This window comes from Paenibacillus assamensis DSM 18201, from assembly GCF_000422445.1.
GTDB lineage: Bacteria > Bacillota > Bacilli > Paenibacillales > Paenibacillaceae > Paenibacillus_B > Paenibacillus_B assamensis.
The window spans coordinates 728,120-748,623 of the sequence record NZ_KE383837.1 but is presented as its reverse complement, the minus strand read 5'-3'; the positions used below and the strand labels follow the sequence as shown (position 1 = coordinate 748,623).

Genomic DNA, 20,504 nt, shown 5'->3' with positions numbered 1-20,504 from the left:
GTTATAAGATGCACGATCCGTACTTCACCTTCTATTTAAAATGGATATTCACGAGGCTCGTTCTGTGTAGATATCCACTGTAAAGTCGTAAACTCCTCAAGCGACCATTTGCCGCCAAAACGGCCTAATCCAGACATTTTTTCTCCGCCAAATGCAATGAGTGGCTCATCATTCACGCTCTGGTCATTGACGTGAACCATACCGGATACAATTTGTTTGGCTACCTGAACCCCTTTTTCTATAGAACCGGCATGCACAGCAGCACTTAAACCATAAGGACTGTCGTTCGCTATCGCAATACCTTCTTGTTCTGTTTTAAAAGGAATGATCGTCGCAACGGGCCCAAACATTTCATGTTGAGCGGTAGCAACGTCATTGGTATTGGAAGTTAAGACGAATGGAGACATGACGTTCCCATTTATTTGGCCCTCCAACACTACTTGTGCGCCTTCCTGTTTAGCCTTTGTAATGGTTTCCGTAATCCGTTCTACCGCTTGTTTGTTAATGAGTGGGCCAATCATATTGGAATGGTCTCGGGGGTCACCCACTTTCAACATGTTGGCAGCTTTCACGAACTGTTCGACAAAGGTCTCATAAATGCTTTCATGGACAATGATACGATTAATGGCCATGCAGATTTGACCATTATGAAAGAACTTTCCGTAAATGGCGGATTGGACCGAGCGTTCTACATCTGCATCTTCCAAGACGAGTAGTGGATTGTTTCCACCTAATTCCAAAGCAGCTTTCTTCATCGTTCTAGCACAAACTTGAGCAATATGTAGTCCTGTCTGTGTGGAACCGGTAAACGAAATGACCCGTGGAATAGGGTTTTCTGTGAAGCTATCCTCAATTTCACTGCTCGATGCGACGATAACATGCAAAAGTCCTGCTGGAAGACCAGCCTCTTCGAAAATTTTTGCTATCAACAAGCCTCCGCTAATCGCAGTTTGCTTATCTGGCTTCAAGACGACGCCATTTCCGGCTGCTAATGCAGGCGCTACTGAGCGCATAGACAAGTACATAGGGAAATTAAATGGACTGATGACGCCAACTACTCCAACAGGTCGACGGAAGACTCGATTTTCTTTATTAGGAATAAGGGATGGAACTATTTCTGCAACCATGCGCATTGGAAAGCTCGCCGCTTCTCTTGTAATAGAAATACAAAAGTCCAGTTCAACACTTGCTTTGGCATAGGTGGAACCAGTTTCCTTAATAAGAAGTTCACATATTTCATCACGCCGCGCCTTCATGATGGCAATGGCTTTTTCGAACACTTCTGCTTTTTGAAAAGCATTTACAGACTCCCATTCTGACTGTGCTTTTTGTGCGGCTGTATAGGCTTCCTGAACATCATTTTTGTTAGCAAGTTTAATAGTTGATATGATGTCATCGTTATACGGATTTTTATTTTCGTACATCGTGGTGCTGTTTCCCTCACGCCATTCGCCACCTATATATTGCAAGTTCCAATCGCTATATGTATTCATATGATTCCATCCCTTTCTATGATCATAGTAGTTATTAGATTTGAGGCTAGTAATATCAACTGTGAATGCTAGTCAAATTATGAATATGCAGAGAAAGAACTTATAACATTTTAAACGGGATTGAAATGGATGAATCTCAAACTTGTGTAGACAATTGCAGCATAGAAGGAAGGATTTGATGAGCAATGACGGGAATGCAATCTTACTATACTACAAGCATGAAGTGATTGGGTATGGACGATTTCAAAGACGAAAATAAATTTGATGTCACGAAAGAGAAAGTTATATAAAACAAAGAGAATGGAGAAATAATGAACTTCTCGTACATTGGTTATTTTTAGTATATAATAAATCCATTCATAGACATATAAAGAGGGGGAGCGAAATGAACGATATTGTATCTCCAGAGCTTCATCGCAAATTATTTAAACGTACCTTAATAGTAATCGTAATCTCTCAAATGTTCGGAGGAGCGGGTTTGGCGGCCGGAATTACTGTAGGAGCCTTGCTTGCTCAGGAAATGTTGGGCACAGACAGCTATGCAGGAGTGCCAGTAGCGTTGTTTACTCTCGGGTCTGCAGTAGCAGCGTTAATGGTAGGGCGACTATCACAGCGATATAGTCGGCGAGTGGGTCTCGTAACAGGATTTATGACGGGTGGAATCGGGGCAATTGGTATTGTAATCGCAGCTATATATAGCAACATTGTATTATTGTTTGCCTCACTGCTCGTATATGGCGTGGGCACTGCAACTAATTTGCAGGCACGGTATGCAGGAACAGACTTGGCCTTGCCGCATCAGCGGGCTACTGCTATTAGTATTGCGATGGTATCGACGACTTTTGGTGCTGTAGCGGGACCTAATCTGGTAGAGGTGATGGGGGCATTTGCTGCTTCGATTGGGGTGCCTGCACTAGCCGGACCATTTATACTTGGAGCAGTTGCTTACATACTCGCAGGTCTTGTGCTGTATTTGTTTCTCCGTCCTGATCCATTGGTGCTGGCGAAAGTAATTGCCGCTGCCAATGAGCAAGCCGCTATTCGAGATACGAATCAGGTGCATTCGCATTCAGTTGGTGTAAACAAAAAGGTTGTTGCACTTGGGGCAACGGTTATGGTCGTGACACAGTTGACGATGATCGCAATTATGACGATGACACCTATTCATATGATGCATCATGGGCATGGATTAAGTGACGTCGGACTTGTTATCGGTATTCATGTCGGAGCCATGTATCTTCCTTCGCTCATTACAGGTGTTTTGGTAGATAGGTTAGGACGCACAGTCATTATTGTCGCGGCAGGGATAACCCTTCTCTCTTCGGGTATATTGGCAGCGCTGGCGCCTCCTGATTCACTGCCTTTGCTAATTGCAGCGCTTGCTTTGCTTGGGCTTGGTTGGAATTTTGGACTAATTAGTGGTACGGCTCTAATCGTTGACGGCACGGAAACGAGCACGCGGGCTAAGACGCAAGGATCAGTAGATGTGCTGGTTGCGTTGGCAGGAGCGTCCGGCGGTGTTGTGTCTGGGGTTGTTGCGGCTCACTACAGCTTTGGTACGCTTTCGATTGTCGGGGGGTTGCTTTCGTTACTACTCATTCCGGCTGTAATTGGGGTGAAGGGGAAAACGAGGCAAGTACAATGAGGCCATCAGTATGTTAATCATATTTACGATACTATTCATAATAGTTAATGAAGCTTATTTTTGCGCAAGAACATACTCAAACATTCGTAAGAAGGATTCCATGGAATTATTGTGGCTAAGGATCTATTATGAAGTACCCCTTCTAAAAGTTCGAATCATATGATTTATAGTATAAATCAGGCCTGAAAGATGCTTTAAGCAGCAGCTATTAGGCTTTTTTTGTTTTTTTGTAACCAAATATCGATGGCAAAAAAAGTTGAATTGTATGTGGGTGGGGATATTTGGTACGATAATTATGTTGCATAGTAAAAATTAACCAACAAATATATGTGCAAGAAGGGCATGGTGTGAAGTAAGCCAGCTTTTGAAGAGAGAATGTAATTTTAGATAGAAAAACCAGAAACAAAAAGTGTGACATGTGAACGACAGCGCTTTAGAGGAGAGGATCTACCTTATGAAACATAGTTGGTTAGGCAAAGACAATCTTTATTTGGATGAGGTACATGTGACCACTATCGGGCATGTAACAATTGGCTGCTATGGAGGTCATACAGGATCAGGTTCATGGAAAAACGAAGATGGCGCATTTGTACTTGTCGATCCTCAAGGACAGTGGGCATTTACGATGGTGTTGGACGCCCATTACAGCGCTGAAAGTGCAGAATGGCTAATGGAGGCTCTAGAGCAGAAGCAAGAACAGTTGTTGTCTCTATTACGTGGCGAAGATGCTTTTGCAAAATTAGAATCTTTCTTTGTAAACCTCTTTCAAAGTGAATCATCGATAGAGGCTTGCCGCAGTATGAAAGGTGAAACTGCTTGTATTATCGTTTACCAATGTGGGCCGTATGTGTGGTGGTTGTCTGTAGGCGATTGCGCTGCCTATGTGCTTCATCCTGAGTTGAAGCGGTTAGGTCAAGTTGCACTGAACCAGAGGCAGTTTTTTGAATGGGTAGGCCATGTAAACAGTTTTTCTTTACCTGTACCGTGCTATACAGTGGGAAGGAGGCAGCTTCGGAAAGGTCGCAATGAGATCGTTGTGCTGACAGACGGTGTGCTGGATACGGAAGATAACTATTTTGACAATCTGAATCACTTGTATGAAGCGTTGTATCAGGAGCGTCCGACTTCAGCGTGTGTGGATGAAGTACTTCAACATGTGTATCGTATGGATGGCAAGGATAGCGCGACCATTGTTTGTTGGGGCTACCACAGTGAGGAAGAGGGATTAATTCCATCTGATCTTATGCAAAAGTAAACCATAACTTATAGAAAGAAGGAACGAATATGTCAACACTTGTTGAATCCAGACTTAAAGAGTTGGGACTTGTACTGCCAGAAGTAAGCAACCCTGCTGGAAGCTATGCGAATTATGTCGTTGTAAATGGAATGATGTTTGTTTCAGGGAAAGGGCCGTCTGGCAAGCCGAAAGGAAAATTGGGAAAAGAGTTTACAGCAGAGGAAGGCTACCAATTTGCGAGGGAAGCAGCTATTGAGGTACTAGCTGTGGTCAAGGATGCTCTAGGAACGCTGGATCGCGTGAAAAGGGTTGTCAAAGTGCAGGGATTTATCAATGCAGTGCCTGAATTTGAAGAGCATGCGAAGGTGCTGAATGGATATTCCGATTTAATGTATGAAGTATTTGCAGATAAAGGCGTGCACGCAAGATCAGTACTTGGGGCAATATCGGTTAGAGACAATCTCCCGATTATCGTCGATTCTATTTTCTTGGTAGAAGAATAAAAAAGGGATAGTTTCTTACTTTGTAGGGAGGGATCATACATGTTTGAGAAGAGTGCGCAACTATACGATGTTATATATAGCTTTAAAGATTATAAGCAAGAATCAGAGCAAATTCGCGAATATATTCAGAGCCGACATCCTGATGCAAAGTCGGTATTGGACGTAGCCTGCGGCACAGGTAAACATGTTGAATTTTTGAATCAACATTATAAAGTGGATGGAATTGATCTGAATAAGGAATTCGTAGCACTTGCGCAGCAGAGAAATCTGGATTCGAGCTTCTGGTGTGAAGATATGACTCAGTTTGATGTAGGTCATAAATATGATGTGGTCATGTGCTTGTTCAGCTCGATAGCATATGCGAAAACGCTAGATGCTGTTGTGCGTACAGTGCAGCAGTTTAGCAATCATTTAGAGGATGGCGGCTTGATATTAATTGAGCCATGGTTTACTCCTGATGCGTGGCAGCAAGGATTCGTCTCGATGATTCAGCACCAAACAGAAGAATATCACATTTGCCGAATGACTCATGCGGATACGGAAAATGAGTTGTCGATCTTGAACTTTGAATATTTAATAGGTTCGAAGGCAGGTATTGAACATAGGAAAGAACGCCATGAGCTAGGGTTGTTTAGGCAAGAAGAACTAACACGAGCCTTTGAATCGGTAAGGATGAAAGTGGAATATGATCCCGTTGGGCTGATCGGCAGAGGTATGTATGTACTACGTTTAGCGAGGTGGAAATAAGATGGATTGTTACCAAAAGTTAATCGTAAAACCGCTTACGGGTGATTTACGCCATGATACCTACCAATTTCTTGTGGATAATGGTCGTCCAGATACTGCACAGCATTGCTTAGATGTCGGGGATGAAGCGCGTAATATTGCTCTTCAATATGGTATCGATCCTGATGCAGCCGCCTATAGCGGATATTTGCATGATATAAGTGCAGTTATTCCGAACGAAGAACGGATCGCCACTGCGCAGGAGCTTAGCATTGAAGTGCTTCTGGAGGAGGAGGTTTTTCCGATGATTATTCATCAGAAGCTGTCTAGACAAATGGCGATTGATCTTTTTAAAGTGGATGACCATCAGATCGTAGATGCTGCAGGATGTCATACGACTTTACGCGCCAATCCAACAGAGCTAGATAAAGTACTATTCGTAGCAGATAAGATTGCGTGGGATCAACCAGGCAAACCTCCTTATTGGTATGAGATTAAACAAGCATTGGAACAATCGCTGGATAAAGCTTGTTTTAGCTATATCGATTATTTATGGCAGCGGCAGGCGCAGTTGAAGGTGGTTCATCCGTGGCTGCGAGATGCATATTATGAGTTAAGGGTTAAGTTATAAGCTTTATTACTCATGCGATAAATCATTTTTTTTTAGGAGGAAAATATGAACGTATTTATTAGAATAGCTAGTTCATTTCTTTCTTCGTTCCTAATCAGTTTCACGCTAGCCTATATCAATACGGTTCCTGAATCTGAACGTTTGTCTAACACCTATTACTTTTCTTTTTTTGATCAATTCATGTTACTATTTATAGTTTTGTTATTGATTTATATTGTAGTGGCCGTTCTTTATTCTATAGGAGTGGATAATCAACTTAGAACAATGAAAGTAAGTACTTCTATAAGAGAAATGATTGCCATTCTGTTATACATTGTTGGCGGATTTATTACGGTATTTATTTTCTTTGGATTATTAACTGGATTGTCTTATAGGGGATTTGTGATCGGGTCCGTTTTATATGGAGGAGCATTTGCACTTGTGTATTATTTGGTCACTAGAATGTTACAATTTGTTTGTATACGGATACTCAAAAATCGAGGAAGTAGGCACGCGTTGTAGATAATTGAACGAGAACTTTATTCGAATCATTTTAATGAAGAAGAGGGATATGACGTTATTGTACTGATGGGAGTAAAGAGATAAGCTGTCCAAGGGGAAAAACAAGGACTAGAAAGAGGCGAATAGAAAAAGAGCGATAAAGTGATTGATAATCAATCATTTTATCGCTCTTTTTGCTGTAATACCGATGGCCGGACTCGAACCGGCAAGCCTTGCGGCACCGCATTTTGAGTGCGGCGTGTCTGCCAATTCCACCACATCGGCAAATCGTATGGGGCGACCGAGGGGAATTGAACCCCCGAATGCCGGATCCACAAACCGGTGCGTTAACCACTTCGCCACGATCGCCATAACGTTTGCCTTACAAGAATATAATTTATCATACGTACGAATTGAACGCAACAAACAAATTATGGCAAATAAAGTGTGAGTCAATAATGTTGATGAAAGCACATCAGTTTCTCTTCGACATATGTCTGTACTCAGTAGCAAGAATATTTTATTTTTTCTTAAACGAATCTTTATTTCTTCTTTATTTATCGTCTGTAGACTAATGACATCTTATCTTGGTTCATTCCGATACTGTACTTGACTGTGACAAGGAACGCTAAAATTACACACATCGTACACACGTTGGTCACATGTACGCTGTATAGTGAGTCCACACCCGCACTTTTATAACCTCGCACAAGTGGACATCAGGGAGCCACTTACCCCAGATTTTTTACAACTTCAACAGAAGTCTATCTAATTGCTCATATATCTCCACATTATACTGATGGTGCAACGATACGGGATACTAGTGGTAGGATAGATGATAGGGAGGAAGAAAATAATGAGAAAAAATGTTGCTCCTGCTCATGTTTATGATGGTCATCGTTGTTACTTGAAGCGCCGCTACTGGCGACAATGCAGAAGGAGTGCAAACATTAGACGTAGGGCAGACAACCACCGAGCAGCATCGTGCAAGAAGGTGGCTAATTAAATGGAAAAGAAACTAATTCTCGTCGAAGGCTGTCCGAAGTGGGGAGAACGTATTCGGGAGCAACTAGCGTGTGATAGGGAAAATTGGATTATTCAATGTCATATCAACAAGCTAGAAAATTTTCAAGAATGTGTATCTAATTGTTCAGATTGTATTGATGCTGCTGTAGTTGATTTGCATGTAGAAGGTTATTTCTCGGGATTAGAGCTCTTGAGGAAAATTAAGGAGGAGTTTAATTGTCCGATTGTAGTGTTGTCATCTCATGTCGATCTCGAATGGATGATTGAAGCCAATCAAGCTGGTATGAATAATTTTTTGGGTAAAAGTTATCTTCATGAGCTGCCTAGCATTATTAGACATACAATGAAGCGTAATCCTCTATGGTCTAATTCTTCTGTCCAACTTCTAATAGAAAACCACTCCCGCTTATTATATGAAGCCCGCTCAAAAGTATTAACTCACATGGAAAAAGAAATACTTCGTTTAATTTATAAAGGATATACGTTGTCACGAGTACAAGAAGAGCTCTGCATTGCTGAGAGAACTGTCAAAAATCATGTCAATCGAATTTTAAAAAAGCTTCAAGTTAATTCTAGCAAGGAAGCGGCAAAACTTGCTCATCATAAAAAAATGCTTCATACATAAATGTGAGAGGGCATTGAGCGTCTATGCTCTAGTAATGTACTTGGCGAGTGCAGCTTTGATTTATGGTGGATATTACTTTAAAGGGTACCTAATAAAGTTAGTACTTATATCATTTTCCATATGGAACTATTATGGATGTAACAGAGCTAACCTGATTAGGGGGAATAAAATTGAACCTAGCAGCATTTATACAAATTTTTCTGTCAGTTATTTTTTTTGCGAGTGCAGCTTCTAAGTTTATGAATCCGCTACCATTTCGCAGGACACTTGAACAACTCGGTGTGGTTGGCAAGTTGGTTCCCCTAGGTACTCGAGTAATTCCGGCGACTGAATTCATCGTTGCGATCCTGATATTAGTAGAGGAGACGCGTGTAATCGGACAAATCGGTATTGGTGCGCTATTGCTAAGCTTTAGCTGGTCTGTATGGCGAGCGAGGGGGAAAGAACTGGATTGTAACTGTTTCGGTAATCTTTTGCCCGAGCAATTTGGAATGAAGACGATGGCTAGAATTCTATTGCTTGCAGCAATGGTTGTCTACTTATTTGTTTACTCGCAGCCGACAGGGCTTCAGGTGGCACAAATGCAAGAATGGCTAGCGGCCTTATTTATTACATTATCCATATTGACAGGATACGGGCTACTTAGCGCCATGCATCAATTTCGAAAGACAACGCTCAAAAAGTGAGGTGACGTAATGAATATCATGCAATGGGCCCAACTTGTTATGTTCGTGATGCTAATTGTGGTCACTATCTCGTTGGCACAGGTCTATCAGCGTTCTATTAAAAGGGAGCTTTATAACACGAATAGAGGTTTTTCAAAGGGGGAAGAGTTCCCTCTTCTGAGTTTACCAAGTATGTCGGGAGAAATGATATCTTTAGTCCGCCCGAGTACGGAAGGTACTATAGTCACATTCACTTCAACTAATTGTGCTTATTGTGCATCATTATATCCAACGTTAACCCCATTTCAAGAAAAACAGCCTCAGCTTAAAGTTGTCAGTCTTATGGTAGGAGACATGGAATCGATCACGGAGAAAGTTAATGAATTTAAGATAAAAACACCTATTTCACTGATCGAGGAAGATGATTTGTCGAGCTTTAATGTGAATGTGCTTCCTTTTGCCTACTTTTTAAACAAAGAGGGGATAGTGGTAGCTAAAGGATCGGTGAACTCGGAAGATGATTTAAAATTACTACTACAAATGTCACGATCCGCTTAAATAAATTTGAATGTAACGGAGGGGAGTTCACTGAGTGATAGTAGTCAGCGCTCCGCTTGGAAGGCTGCCGCAATTATCGGTGGTATGTTGTGGAGATTTGAACGTGGAATGTTCGTATTTACCGTGGTGTTATTTACTATCGTGGCAATCATTCCAGCCATACAAATATATGTGACGGAAGGTGTTATTAATGCGTTAGCACAAATCACCACATCGGAAGGACAGAACGGAAGTGCTGTTAATAAAACCTTCGTTTGGATTACCCTACAATCTGCACTGCTTATTGGTCTACTAGTTATTACTTTTCTAAGCGATCGAATTTCTTTACGCCTAAGAATGAAAATGGCCTATCACATTGAAGCACAAATCGCAGATAAAGCAGTCAAGCTCCCATTGATCACCTACGATCAACCAGACTATTACGACCGATTACAAAGAGTCTCTAACGGGATAAGCAATCGTGCCATGACCGTTATACAGGAATTATTTTCACTAGGTAGAGATAGTTTTTCATTCGTCGCCATATTCCTTGTACTTGTCGGGTTCCACTGGTCCATGGCAATAGCACTTCTCCTTATTGTGGTCCCTTCTTTTATCATCAATATTCGCATCGGACAAGCCCATTTTTGGCAGATGATTAGCCAAACTACGGCACTTCGCAAGTCTCGTTATTTGTTCTCGTTGTTGACTGGGCGAGATTCGGCCAAAGAGATTCGTACTTATGGGATAGCTCCTTATCTACGTCAAATATGGTCTAAGCTTTATTGGAAAAATGCAGATGAGCAAATTGAGTTACAGACGAAGGGCATGAGGTTTAATGCGGTTCAGGAGGGTGTCGTTGAAGGGGCTTTATACGCAGTAAGTATGTTATTAGTGTGGTTATGTGCAGGTGGAGCTCTATCTATCGGTTCATTTGTCTCTATTACGCAAGCGATTCGCGGATCACAACAGAGCTCTGAAGCGATGGCACGTAATTTATCTCATTTTTATCAAGATGCCTTACACGTAGGGGAATGGATTTTGTTTATGAAGATGGAAGAGGAGAAGCTACCGAAAAATCCGTTGATGTTGTGTGGACCATTGCAGAAGGGCATCCAAGCTCAAGAAATAACATTTCAATACCCGAATTCAACACAACCCATTCTGAAAGACATATCCGTGCAGATTAAACCGGGGCAGCGAGTCGCTATTGTTGGTCACAATGGAGCGGGGAAAAGTACGCTAGTGAAGTGTTTAATCGGATTATACACACCTCAGGAAGGAACCGTTATGTATGATGGGGTCCCGATCATTGAACTGGATCCGAAAACGTATCGTCAGCGAATTACAGCTGTTTTTCAAGACTATATGCAATATCAATTGTCTGTGCGTGAAAATATTGGATTCGGTCAATTGAATCATATCGACAACGAGGAAGAATTGATAGAAGCAGCGCGTAAAAGTGGTCTGGGAGGATGGGTTTTTGAGCAATCACAAGGTGTGGATACACCACTCGGCGTTATGTTTGAAGGAGGACAAGAGCTGTCTCAAGGACAGTGGCAAAAGATTGCACTTAGTCGAGCCTTTTTCAGAGATGCCGAAATTGTGGTATTAGATGAGCCTACAGCCTCCATGGATCCGATGGCGGAAGCCGAGTTATTTCGCTTATTCTCATCCTTAACCGCAAATAAAATTTCGTTGATGGTGTCACATCGGCTTGGCAGCTGTAAGCATGCGGATCTTATTCTCGTACTCGATCAAGGTCGTGTTATCGAACAAGGAAATCATAGGGAGCTCATGCAGATGAGCGGTCTCTATGCAAAGATGTTTCATGCTCAAGCAGAACTATACTATGACAAGGAGGTGATAATATGATAAATCCAACATATGATAGCAGTTGCTATTGTACTCAAGTTAAATGTGTCAATAAGAGAGTTTACAGAATAAGACAATGCGATAACAATAGTTTTTGCGATTGTTAGTAATAATGAAACAACTGGCTAGGGGAGTGGCAGGGGTAGATGCGCCGTTTGATAGTTGTAAGCATGTGGGTCTTACTCTCGTGCTGGATCAAGCGTATCCTTGAACAAGGGAGTTATAGAGAGCTAATGTAAATGGGTTCTCTATGCAGCAATGAGTTTCATGCTCAAGCTGAATGATACTATGACAAGGAGGTGAAACCATGATATTTACGCCATCTAATTGCATCTGTACTACGATTAAATGTATCGCAAAGGGATATAAAGAGTACAGAATTAGAGATTGTGGTAATACTAGTTTCTGTGATTGTTAGTAAATCTGAAGCAGCTGGTTAGGGATTGTTCCTAGCCAGCTGTTTTCCTGTTTACAGGTTATTACTATGCGACGGACTTTATTGAAGTACTCGCTAGTTAAGGTGTTGTAAAGATATGACAAAATTGATTTAATAAATAGTAGTGGAGGTGTGCATGTGGAAATCAACATGATCTCGGATACAGACTACACAGTATCAGGTGTATCGATACATAATTTCAGAGCACAGCGGTACTATGTGTTTGATTTTGAAGCAACAGGAATTAATCATGAGACAGAACGTAGCCGAGATTATTTGGATGAATTACTTGTTTAAGCGTTACGAGATTTACACCGAAGATTGCAGAAGACATGATGCATTGGGCGACAGTATATTAATTGGGCGAATCTTTTTGAGGCTGTTAGAAGAATTAGAAGCTAGAAATATTCAAAATATTGAGTTTAATGATCCCGTTGTCGTGAAGCGATTTCAGATTATCCCATTAGCATAGTTTCATTTAGTTTCAATCCATTCTAGCTTTGTGAAAAGGAGTATTATATATGAACCCTTATAAAGAAGATGATAGAGCAATTGAGATTGTAGAAGTGCAGGAAGAGGAAAAATCAATTCTTAGGCAACTGCTTGAGCTGTATGAATATGATTTTAGTGAATTTAATGATCGGGATGTCAATAAGCTAGGTTTGTATGGATATACCTACTTCGACCATTATTGGACGGATGATGATCGAGATGCCTATTTTATTAAAGTGAACGGTAATTTAGCTGGATTTATTATGATTAACGAGCATTGTCATTTATATCCAAATGAAACAGCCAAGTCGATAGCCGAATTTTTTGTTATGCGCAAATATCGAAAGTCGGGCGTTGGCATAGAAGCGGCAATGCATATTTTTGATAAGTATACAGGAAATTGGGAAGTGCTGCAGCACGGAAAGAACGATGTATCCAAGTTATTTTGGGAAAAAGTTATTCATGCGTATACGGATGGGAAATTTGAGTTGAAAGATGTTGTTACGGAAGATTGGACGGGTCAAGGTATCGTATTTAATAATGCTGCTCGATAGTTGTTGCGGCAAGGCAGGTAACCATAAGTAACAACATGCGTTAATCCAAGATGATGAACATTAACGTGAAAATGCTTAGCATTTTTTCCATTTGGATAAGGGGATGAGATTACTGCAAGAACAATTAATCACCATTATGCGAGTTAACAATCACTTGCTAAGAGACCTCGCCCTGGTTAAACAACTAAACTTACCTCATTGGTGTATCGCAGCAGGCTACGTTAGAAATGCAGTGTGGGATTACCTGCATGGATACACAGTTCCTACTTCATTGAATGATGTGGATATTCTTTATTATGATCCCAATCATCTGTGTGAGGATACAGAGAAGCTGTATGAGGCTGTATTAAGAGAGCGGGTGGGGGAATATAACTGGTCGATCAAAAATCAAGCGAGAATGCATCTTCGAAATGATGCAGGTCCTTATGCATCGGTTGTGGACGCGATGAAGAGCTGGCCTGAGACGGCTACGGCTACAGGAATCTACTTGGATGAAGACAATCAGATACAAGTTGTTGCGCCGCATGGTCTGGAAGATTTGTTTGACCTAGTGATTCGCAGGAGCCCTTATTTTAATAATATAGACTATTTCCATACTAGAATATATCAGAAAAAATGGCTTAATACTTATCCGAAATTACGTGTTATAGAGTGAGGGGAAATAAATTGTACGGGCGTAATGATAGCTGGATATTATGCAATAATTAAGGAGGACAAGATGTATACATACAGACCGATGCAAGTGGAAGATGCACATCAGTTAGTACAGATTGATCGCTCTGAGACGATTGATTATGTGTATGAAATGCAAGATGGTAAGTTGGTTGAACAAAATGCGGGGCATGAATGTTCGAGTTGGGACGATGCATTGATTGTTGAAATGAAAGAGCGATTCATCTATGAATTGAGCCATGGAGGAGCAGCTCTAGGAGCTTATGATGGCGATATACTTATTGGATTTGGTGTGCTTGGTCATCAGTTCCGTGGTGAAGAGCAGGATCGACTCGTTATCGACTTGATGTATGTATCTAGAAATTATCGCAGGCAGGGAATAGCTACAACGATCATGAATGAACTTAGTGATGAAGCGCGTAAAAGAGGAGCGAAATATTTATACGTGTCCTCAACGGAGACGCGGTCTGCCGTTTATTTTTATAAGCATCAAGGCTGTGATATAACGAATGACATTGATCAAGAGTTGTTCGCCAAAGAACCGCTCGACATCCATATGCTCAAACTATTATAATTGGCATAATATTGAAACGCAATGCATTCCTTTCTATGATTTAGCCGAGTGTTTGCCGCACTCGGTTTCTTTAAGTAGTCTAAGGACAGAAGCTGGAGAGGCATGGGCTCATGGCTTATTCAAATGAATGTGACTTTATACAAATAGATTATTTACTGCAAGGTAATGAAACGCAGCGGGAGGTCTATTCCGTGTTGCGTCGTTTAAACATAATGCAACTACTTCGCTCCTATAATCCGATTTTTGTCGGCACGATTCCAATCGATATACATGTATCAAACAGTGATTTGGATATTGTTTGTGAAGTACATGATTTGGAAGCTTTCGTGGACTATACGTCAGCTGCATTTCAATGGGAGGAACAATACCAGCACACGATTCATTCCGATATGCTAAATCCTTATGCAGTGGTAAACTTTCGCTTTCAAGATTGGGAGATTGAGATATTTGCTCAGCCAATACCAACAACACGTCAAAATGGGTACCGTCACATGATGGTGGAGCATCGAATTTTGCAGCTGTTGGGGAGCGATGGTTACGACGCAATTAGGCAGTTGAAGGAGAACGGATATAAGACGGAGCCGGCTTTCGCAGAGCTGCTGCAGCTTGAAGGAGATCCATATGAGAGACTGCTGGAGCTATCAGATTGGGACGAGGAACAGTTGAGCCAATTCATTATACGGTTTCGGAGCTTCAACTAATCCTATTTCATTTGGGGTGATCACATGAGTGCTTTTAAGCAGGCGCGCGCAGCCGAAATCGAGTATCACGAACAGTTTTATAAACAGGCGGAATTGTTTGAGTCTGGCACTTGGCTGTCCAAGCCGGTACAAGTGGTGCTTGATTACTTGGATAAGCTGCTAAAAAATAATTCGCTAGAAGACAATTTGCAAAAGGGTGCTGCGTTTCGAGTATTGGATCTTGCTTGCGGGGTTGGCAGAAACAGTATTCCTATTGCCAAGCGAATTCGTGAGCAAGATGGCGTCGTAGTATGCGTGGATCTTATTCCATCTGCCATTGATAAATTAATGGACAATGCTAGGAATCATGGAATTAACGATCGAATAGAAGGTGTTGTGGCGGATGCTGAACATTATGTGATTCATCGAGACTCATTTGACTACATCGTCTCTTGCTCCTGTTTGGAGCATATGTCGTCTGAAGAAGCTTTTCGTGCTGTGGTGAAAAGGATGATTCGTGGGACGAAAAGTGGCGGTGTGAATTGTATTTTAATGAGTACAGAAATAACCGAAGTCGATCAAATTACTAGGGAAACGGTTGCTGGCGTAATAGAGCTTAATCTGCGAACAGAAGAAGCTTTCCGCATTTTGCAGGAGCTGTATGAAGATTGGGATGTTCAATTGGAAAAGGGAAGCGGATTTATGAACAAGAATGAATGTAATGGTTCAAAGTTCAGTTAATAAAAATCGCCAATCAAGGGAGAATGCAGAGATGGAGAGGATACCTATGAGCACGATTCGATTGGAATATGTCACACCGCATCACCCAGATGTACAACCTACTGTTGCTAGACTGGATGAAGATTTGCTGCGACGGTACCCGCCTGAAGATATTTTTGGGATGGACTTCAATGATCCGCATATTGATGAAGTTCAATTTGTATTAGCTTATGATGGCGAAACTCCTGTTGGCTGCGGAGCCATTCGCCCATTAAATGAAGAAATGACGGAATTAAAACGCTTTTTCGTAGATGCAGCGTATCGACAGCAAGGAATCGCTGCAAAAATATTAATGAGGCTTGAGCTTCTTGCTAGAGAGCAAAAGTATACAACGATTCGCTTGGAGACGGGAGACAAGCAGCCGGAATCTATTCATTTTTACAAAAAATACGGTTTCTATGAAATTGAGCGATTCGGTCCATATGCTGATAGTGACAGCAGCCTTTGTTTTGAAAAAATTTTGTCAGACCAATTATCATGATTGTCATGTTTGATGTTCGTCAAGTATAATTGGATGGAGTTAATTATTGTAAAAATATGCTGGGGGTCGATGATATGGGACGTGTTGTATTATTCGAGCTAAATAGTCAGCATCCAGAACAGGCAGCGGCGTTTTATTCGAAGGTGTTCGATTGGAAAGTAACAGCTCAAGATTGGGGCTATCATTCCATCGTAACAGGTGCGGATAATCATGTAGGAATAGATGGCGGCATCGTTGAAGGGCCTGTCGATTATCCACACGGCACTCGGGTAACGATAGAAGTGGAATGTATCGATACGGCTATATCTCGGTCTGTGGAACAAGGTGCGAAAGTACTCCGGGATAAAATGGAGTTTGATGATTTTTATCTTGCTTATCTCGTTGATCCTACGGGAATAAGTTTTGGGCTTATCCAATATAGGAGTAAAGGCTAAAAGTGATTGCATAATCGCATAGAAATATAACAAAATGGAGCAGCCGAACTGCTCTATTTTGTTATACCTATACGAAAATAGAAGGACTATTTTTGACCTATATTCAAATTAGTATTGGAATAGAATAGCAATCGTTTAGTATAATAGTTGAGAGGATTGTAAAAGGGGAGGCTATGTCTATGAAATTCGCTGAGTTTCGCTATGAACGACCGGATATGCAAGCTGTAGGGGAGCAATTTAGACAGTTGATTAGTGCTTTTCATGCCGCAAATAGTCTTGAAGAGCAAGAGCAAGTAATTACAGAAATTAACAAGCTTCGTAATGAAATTGGAACTCTTGGTCAATTGGCTGTCGTACGTCACTCGATTGATACAACAGATGAGTTTTATAAGGCAGAGCAAGACTTTGTTAATGAGGCGCTGCCCATTTTTCAAGAATACGTCAGCGAGTACTATGAGGCGCTTGTGCAATCCCCATTCCGTGCACAACTGGAGCAAAAGTGGGGCAGCCAGCTGTTTCAATTAGCTGAGTTGTCCGTGAAGACGTTCAGTCCAGAAGTTATCGAAGACCTTCAATTGGAGAACAAGCTGTCTACAGAATATGATCAGCTTATCGCATCCGCGAAAATACCATTTGAAGGTGAAGAGCGTACGTTGGCACAGCTCGTCCCGTTTGAGATGTCCACAGATCGTGAACTTAGAAAGCGTGCTGCTGAAGCAAGATATCAATTTATGGCGGACAACGAAGCTGCGCTTGATCGTATTTATGATGATCTTGTCAAAGTGCGTACGAAAATAGCGAAGAAGCTTGGTTTTGAGAATTTTGTCGAGCTAGGCTATGCACGAATGAGTCGTACTGACTATAATGCAGACATGGTTGCGAAATTTAGACAACAGGTGGCAGATGGAATCGTTCCAGTGGCTTCTAAGCTTAAGGAGCGTCAGCGTAACCGCATTGGTGTAGAGCAGCTGAACTACTATGATGAAAACTTTACCTTTAAGTCTGGTAATGCAACGCCCAAAGGCGATCCAGAGTGGATTGAGAACAACGGCGCGAAGATGTATGAGGAGCTTTCGCCTGAAACGCATGAATTTTTCACATTTATGCAGGAGCATGACCTGATGGATCTGGTGAGCAAAAAAGGCAAGCAAAGCGGTGGCTATTGTACATATTTTAACGATTACAAGGCTCCATTTATTTTCTCCAACTTTAACGGTACATTGGATGATATCGATGTCCTTACACATGAGGTTGGTCATGCTTTCCAAGTGTATGAAAGCCGACATTTTGAAGTGCCTGAATATTTGTGGCCAACGATGGAGTCTGCTGAGATTCATTCGATGAGCATGGAGTTCTTTGCATGGCCTTGGATGGACAAATTCTTTGAGGAAGATGCGGACAAGTATAAATTTAACCATCTTGCCTCCTCATTGAGCTTCATTCCATACGGCGTCGCTGTGGATGCCTTCCAACACTATGTATACAGCAATCCGGAAGCAACACCTGCTGAGCGTAAGCAAGCATGGCGCGATCTGGAGAAGAAATACTTGCCGCATCGCAACTATGCAGGCAATGATTACTTAGAGCAAGGTGGATTCTGGCATAAGCAGAGTCATATTTTCACGGCACCATTCTATTACATCGACTATACATTGGCTCAAATTTGCGCCTTCCAATTCTGGAAGCGTGCGAATGAGGATTGGAAGTCAGCTTGGGCTGACTACTTAACGCTATGTAAAGAAGGTGGAAGCAAGTCCTTCACAAGCTTGGTGAAAGTGGCAGGGCTATTGTCTCCATTTGAAGATGGCTGTGTGGAATCTGTTATTGGCAACATTGAAAGCTATTTGAATGGAATTGATGATACAGTATTGTAAAATGAACAAAGGTTCTATAACGATGGAATAAAGGTAACGGAGCCATACGCTATGCGTGTGGCTTTTTTATATGAAAATCTATTGTTGTGAGGAATAATATGGTATTGTTAATATGGTTAACTTTTCTTAAATGAACCCCGCGATTAGAAAGAGTGACTCAATAATACGGTGATTTCTAGACAAAAGGAGGCATGCGACATGTGCAACTAAGAGGAGGTAACGACCAATGTGCAAGTATGAACAGCTAGAAGTCATGAACTTGGATCAGATTAGCAGCAGTATTCAAGATACGTATACGAACTTCGTGTTGAACAAAGTCAATGAAAGTTGTCTTCGAATCGCTGTCATTACAGGAGAATACCGATGGCACTATCATGAGACATGCGATGAAATGTTCATCGTGATTGAAGGTGAACTGTTCATTGATTTTCAGGATAGACCAACCGTTTCCTTAAAGCCTCATGATGTGATTACGATTCCTAAGGGAGTGATCCATCGAACTCGTGCTTTACAGCGAACTGTGAATTTATGTTTCGAACACTTGGACGGAGACACCGTATTCATAGACGAGTCAGCACTCTAATTCTATGAATTCGTGGGGTGTTATAGATGAGTAACAAACATAAGCAGAGTTTAATCAATCAATTGGATCTTATTATTAATGATTTTGTCGTAAAAGAATCGGTTCCAGGTTTAGCGATAGGCGTGGTATATAATAAGGAAATCATTTATACAAAAGGTTTTGGTGTTAAAAATGTGGATACGAAAGAGCCTGTGAACGAACACTCGTTATTCCACATGGCATCGGTTTCGAAAACGTTTGTCTCGACGGGCATTATGCAGTTGGTTGAGAAAGGGAGGATAGATCTGGATTCCCATGTTATCGAATACCTTCCTTACTTTCAATTGGAAGATGACCGGTATAAGAACATTACGATTAGGCAAATGTTAAGCCACGTATCAGGTATGCCAGATGAAGATGAGTTTAACTGGGATAAGCCTCAGTTTGATGATGAAGCTCTAGAGCGGTATGTAAAGAGCATTCGTGATCGCTCATTGATGTGGGAACCTGGCACTAAGTATGCGTACAGCAATATGGCGTATGAAGTATTAGGCGATGTCATTCATAAAGTGTCTGGCAAGTCTTTTGAGCAGTATATGAAGGATCATATTCTTGATGTTCTCGGCATGAATGAAAGTCACTTTTTGAAATTATCTATACCGGAAGAGAAGATTGTTACGCCGCATGTACTAAGCATTGACGAAGGATACACATCCATAGTTAGTGATATATTCCCTTACAACCGTTCGCATGGTCCAAGCTCTACCCTCATCTCTAATCCAATAGAGATGTGCCGATATGCATTGGCTCATTTGCAAAATGGCAGCTTGAATGGAGCTTGTATTGTAGAAGCGGCAAGCTATGCTGCGATGTGGCAGAGTCAGGTTATGACAGGGATGGGTGGAATATTCAACGAAATGTGCCTAGGCTGGTATTTTGGCGAATATAAAGGTCATCGCGTGTTTACCCATAGCGGTCGTGATACAGGGTTTAGAAGTAACTTTATTCTTCTGCCTGATCTTGGTGCAGCAGTTGTTCTTATGATAAATTCGGATTATATTGGCACTCAAATTATGTGTACAAGTATTATGGATGTGCTGATGGGTGAAGAAGTTCCATATACGAAGCAGTCGCTGGCCCGCTTGATGGCTAAGACGATCATCAATGATGGGATAGCAAAGGCATGGGACCGCTATCATGCGATCCGATTGGAAGGGTTGGAGCCGTATTTGCTCATCGAAGGTGAATTCAACTATGTAGCTTATGAGCTTATGAGAGCAGGGCGGTTGAATGAGGCGATCGATATGTTGAGCATCTCGCTTGCTCAGTATCCAGATTCCTCGAACTTGCATGACAGCATGGCAGAACTGCTCTTGATGCGAGGGGATAAGCAGCTTGCATTAGAGCATTATAAGCGATCTGTTGAATTGGACCCTTCACATGAAGAAGGGGTTCACATAATAGAGAAGCTATTAAGTGAACGATAGTAAATAGTTATTATCCTGAGTTCGATCAAAGAACA

The 20,504-nt window shown here is 41.6% G+C and carries 22 protein-coding genes and 2 tRNA genes; 21 read left to right on the top strand and 3 right to left on the bottom strand.

Going from position 1 to position 20,504, the window contains the following annotated elements; genetic code table 11:
- Positions 1 to 35 precede the first annotated feature (35 nt).
- Entirely contained in the window at positions 36 to 1,493 is a 1,458-nt protein-coding gene (locus H580_RS0117710; RefSeq protein WP_028595971.1) for an aldehyde dehydrogenase family protein, read from the bottom strand.
- Between the two features lie 385 nt (positions 1,494 to 1,878).
- Here H580_RS0117710 and H580_RS0117705 point away from each other — a divergent pair, with 385 nt between their 5' ends.
- From H580_RS0117705 to H580_RS0117685, 5 genes are all read left to right on the top strand, one after another.
- Complete coding sequence (locus H580_RS0117705) at positions 1,879 to 3,138, top strand: MFS transporter (protein WP_036605401.1); 1,260 nt, start codon at positions 1,879 to 1,881, stop codon at positions 3,136 to 3,138.
- Between the two features lie 454 nt (positions 3,139 to 3,592).
- Positions 3,593 to 4,393: a PP2C family serine/threonine-protein phosphatase gene (locus tag H580_RS0117700; RefSeq protein WP_028595969.1), complete on the top strand. Its 801-nt coding sequence runs from the start codon at positions 3,593 to 3,595 to the stop codon at positions 4,391 to 4,393.
- 29 nt (positions 4,394 to 4,422) lie between these two features.
- On the top strand, positions 4,423 to 4,878 hold the full coding sequence (locus tag H580_RS0117695; protein ID WP_028595968.1) for a RidA family protein: 456 nt from the start codon (positions 4,423 to 4,425) through the stop codon (positions 4,876 to 4,878).
- Positions 4,879 to 4,917: 39 nt separating this feature from the next.
- Positions 4,918 to 5,625 (top strand): class I SAM-dependent DNA methyltransferase, encoded by a 708-nt coding sequence (locus H580_RS0117690; protein WP_028595967.1) that lies wholly within the window; start codon positions 4,918 to 4,920, stop codon positions 5,623 to 5,625.
- Between the two features lies 1 nt (position 5,626).
- Positions 5,627 to 6,235 carry an HD domain-containing protein gene (locus tag H580_RS0117685; RefSeq protein ID WP_028595966.1) on the top strand — a complete coding sequence of 203 codons (609 nt, stop codon included), beginning with the start codon at positions 5,627 to 5,629 and terminating at the stop codon, positions 6,233 to 6,235.
- A 683-nt stretch (positions 6,236 to 6,918) separates the two neighbouring features.
- On the opposite strand, the gene H580_RS0117675 is transcribed toward H580_RS0117685, so the two are convergent.
- Both H580_RS0117675 and H580_RS0117670 read right to left on the bottom strand, forming a co-directional pair.
- A tRNA-Leu gene (locus tag H580_RS0117675) sits at positions 6,919 to 7,000 on the bottom strand.
- Positions 7,001 to 7,008: 8 nt separating this feature from the next.
- Positions 7,009 to 7,084 (bottom strand) — tRNA-His (locus H580_RS0117670).
- A 637-nt stretch (positions 7,085 to 7,721) separates the two neighbouring features.
- Between H580_RS0117670 and H580_RS0117665 the strand changes: the two genes are divergently transcribed.
- The 16 genes from H580_RS0117665 to H580_RS0117590 all read left to right on the top strand — a co-directional run bounded on the left by H580_RS0117665 (position 7,722) and on the right by H580_RS0117590 (position 20,469).
- Complete coding sequence (locus tag H580_RS0117665) at positions 7,722 to 8,366, top strand: response regulator transcription factor (RefSeq protein ID WP_028595964.1); 645 nt, start codon at positions 7,722 to 7,724, stop codon at positions 8,364 to 8,366.
- 170 nt (positions 8,367 to 8,536) lie between these two features.
- Positions 8,537 to 9,052: a MauE/DoxX family redox-associated membrane protein gene (locus H580_RS0117660; RefSeq protein ID WP_028595963.1), complete on the top strand. Its 516-nt coding sequence runs from the start codon at positions 8,537 to 8,539 to the stop codon at positions 9,050 to 9,052.
- A gap of 9 nt (positions 9,053 to 9,061) precedes the next feature.
- Complete coding sequence (locus H580_RS0117655) at positions 9,062 to 9,589, top strand: TlpA family protein disulfide reductase (protein WP_028595962.1); 528 nt, start codon at positions 9,062 to 9,064, stop codon at positions 9,587 to 9,589.
- Between the two features lie 108 nt (positions 9,590 to 9,697).
- Positions 9,698 to 11,443: an ABC transporter ATP-binding protein gene (locus H580_RS0117650; protein WP_028595961.1), complete on the top strand. Its 1,746-nt coding sequence runs from the start codon at positions 9,698 to 9,700 to the stop codon at positions 11,441 to 11,443.
- Positions 11,444 to 12,017: 574 nt separating this feature from the next.
- On the top strand, positions 12,018 to 12,176 hold the full coding sequence (locus H580_RS26265) for a hypothetical protein (protein ID WP_157282973.1): 159 nt from the start codon (positions 12,018 to 12,020) through the stop codon (positions 12,174 to 12,176).
- Positions 12,130 to 12,351: a PolC-type DNA polymerase III domain-containing protein gene (locus tag H580_RS0117640; protein ID WP_169449381.1), complete on the top strand. Its 222-nt coding sequence runs from the start codon at positions 12,130 to 12,132 to the stop codon at positions 12,349 to 12,351. The genes H580_RS26265 and H580_RS0117640 overlap by 47 nt, the downstream gene beginning before the upstream one ends.
- Before the next feature lie 49 nt (positions 12,352 to 12,400).
- Positions 12,401 to 12,925, top strand: a complete 525-nt coding sequence (locus tag H580_RS0117635) for a GNAT family N-acetyltransferase (protein WP_036605400.1) — start codon at positions 12,401 to 12,403, stop codon at positions 12,923 to 12,925.
- A gap of 103 nt (positions 12,926 to 13,028) precedes the next feature.
- Positions 13,029 to 13,580: a nucleotidyltransferase family protein gene (locus tag H580_RS0117630; RefSeq protein ID WP_028595958.1), complete on the top strand. Its 552-nt coding sequence runs from the start codon at positions 13,029 to 13,031 to the stop codon at positions 13,578 to 13,580.
- A gap of 63 nt (positions 13,581 to 13,643) precedes the next feature.
- On the top strand, positions 13,644 to 14,171 hold the full coding sequence (locus H580_RS0117625; protein WP_028595957.1) for a GNAT family N-acetyltransferase: 528 nt from the start codon (positions 13,644 to 13,646) through the stop codon (positions 14,169 to 14,171).
- A gap of 191 nt (positions 14,172 to 14,362) precedes the next feature.
- Positions 14,363 to 14,872, top strand: a complete 510-nt coding sequence (locus H580_RS0117620; RefSeq protein ID WP_245583586.1) for a DUF4269 domain-containing protein — start codon at positions 14,363 to 14,365, stop codon at positions 14,870 to 14,872.
- Between the two features lie 24 nt (positions 14,873 to 14,896).
- On the top strand, positions 14,897 to 15,592 hold the full coding sequence (locus tag H580_RS0117615) for a class I SAM-dependent methyltransferase (RefSeq protein WP_028595955.1): 696 nt from the start codon (positions 14,897 to 14,899) through the stop codon (positions 15,590 to 15,592).
- Between the two features lie 31 nt (positions 15,593 to 15,623).
- Positions 15,624 to 16,112, top strand: a complete 489-nt coding sequence (locus H580_RS0117610; protein ID WP_245583585.1) for a GNAT family N-acetyltransferase — start codon at positions 15,624 to 15,626, stop codon at positions 16,110 to 16,112.
- Positions 16,113 to 16,186: 74 nt separating this feature from the next.
- Complete coding sequence (locus H580_RS0117605; RefSeq protein ID WP_028595953.1) at positions 16,187 to 16,546, top strand: VOC family protein; 360 nt, start codon at positions 16,187 to 16,189, stop codon at positions 16,544 to 16,546.
- 179 nt (positions 16,547 to 16,725) lie between these two features.
- Positions 16,726 to 18,420, top strand: a complete 1,695-nt coding sequence (locus H580_RS0117600) for a M3 family oligoendopeptidase (protein WP_028595952.1) — start codon at positions 16,726 to 16,728, stop codon at positions 18,418 to 18,420.
- 226 nt (positions 18,421 to 18,646) lie between these two features.
- The gene (locus H580_RS0117595; RefSeq protein ID WP_036605399.1) at positions 18,647 to 19,003 is read left to right on the top strand and encodes a cupin domain-containing protein; all 357 of its coding nucleotides are present in this window, start codon (positions 18,647 to 18,649) and stop codon (positions 19,001 to 19,003) included.
- A 26-nt stretch (positions 19,004 to 19,029) separates the two neighbouring features.
- A complete protein-coding gene (locus tag H580_RS0117590) occupies positions 19,030 to 20,469 on the top strand; it encodes a serine hydrolase (protein ID WP_028595950.1) in 1,440 nt (479 codons plus the stop codon).
- Positions 20,470 to 20,504 lie beyond the last annotated feature (35 nt).

What these genes read in the sequence shown, in the direction of transcription:
- H580_RS0117710 (WP_028595971.1), bottom strand. Translation starts at nt 1,493, where the DNA reads ATGAATACATATAGCGATTGGAACTTGCAATATATAGGTGGCGAATGG.
- H580_RS0117705 (WP_036605401.1), top strand. Translation starts at nt 1,879, where the DNA reads ATGAACGATATTGTATCTCCAGAGCTTCATCGCAAATTATTTAAACGT.
- H580_RS0117700 (WP_028595969.1), top strand. Translation starts at nt 3,593, where the DNA reads ATGAAACATAGTTGGTTAGGCAAAGACAATCTTTATTTGGATGAGGTA.
- H580_RS0117695 (WP_028595968.1), top strand. Translation starts at nt 4,423, where the DNA reads ATGTCAACACTTGTTGAATCCAGACTTAAAGAGTTGGGACTTGTACTG.
- H580_RS0117690 (WP_028595967.1), top strand. Translation starts at nt 4,918, where the DNA reads ATGTTTGAGAAGAGTGCGCAACTATACGATGTTATATATAGCTTTAAA.
- H580_RS0117685 (WP_028595966.1), top strand. Translation starts at nt 5,627, where the DNA reads ATGGATTGTTACCAAAAGTTAATCGTAAAACCGCTTACGGGTGATTTA.
- H580_RS0117665 (WP_028595964.1), top strand. Translation starts at nt 7,722, where the DNA reads ATGGAAAAGAAACTAATTCTCGTCGAAGGCTGTCCGAAGTGGGGAGAA.
- H580_RS0117655 (WP_028595962.1), top strand. Translation starts at nt 9,062, where the DNA reads ATGAATATCATGCAATGGGCCCAACTTGTTATGTTCGTGATGCTAATT.
- H580_RS0117650 (WP_028595961.1), top strand. Translation starts at nt 9,698, where the DNA reads ATGTTCGTATTTACCGTGGTGTTATTTACTATCGTGGCAATCATTCCA.
- H580_RS0117640 (WP_169449381.1), top strand. Translation starts at nt 12,130, where the DNA reads ATGAGACAGAACGTAGCCGAGATTATTTGGATGAATTACTTGTTTAAG.
- H580_RS0117635 (WP_036605400.1), top strand. Translation starts at nt 12,401, where the DNA reads ATGAACCCTTATAAAGAAGATGATAGAGCAATTGAGATTGTAGAAGTG.
- H580_RS0117630 (WP_028595958.1), top strand. Translation starts at nt 13,029, where the DNA reads ATGAGATTACTGCAAGAACAATTAATCACCATTATGCGAGTTAACAAT.
- H580_RS0117625 (WP_028595957.1), top strand. Translation starts at nt 13,644, where the DNA reads ATGTATACATACAGACCGATGCAAGTGGAAGATGCACATCAGTTAGTA.
- H580_RS0117615 (WP_028595955.1), top strand. Translation starts at nt 14,897, where the DNA reads ATGAGTGCTTTTAAGCAGGCGCGCGCAGCCGAAATCGAGTATCACGAA.
- H580_RS0117610 (WP_245583585.1), top strand. Translation starts at nt 15,624, where the DNA reads ATGGAGAGGATACCTATGAGCACGATTCGATTGGAATATGTCACACCG.
- H580_RS0117605 (WP_028595953.1), top strand. Translation starts at nt 16,187, where the DNA reads ATGGGACGTGTTGTATTATTCGAGCTAAATAGTCAGCATCCAGAACAG.
- H580_RS0117600 (WP_028595952.1), top strand. Translation starts at nt 16,726, where the DNA reads ATGAAATTCGCTGAGTTTCGCTATGAACGACCGGATATGCAAGCTGTA.
- H580_RS0117595 (WP_036605399.1), top strand. Translation starts at nt 18,647, where the DNA reads ATGTGCAAGTATGAACAGCTAGAAGTCATGAACTTGGATCAGATTAGC.
- H580_RS0117590 (WP_028595950.1), top strand. Translation starts at nt 19,030, where the DNA reads ATGAGTAACAAACATAAGCAGAGTTTAATCAATCAATTGGATCTTATT.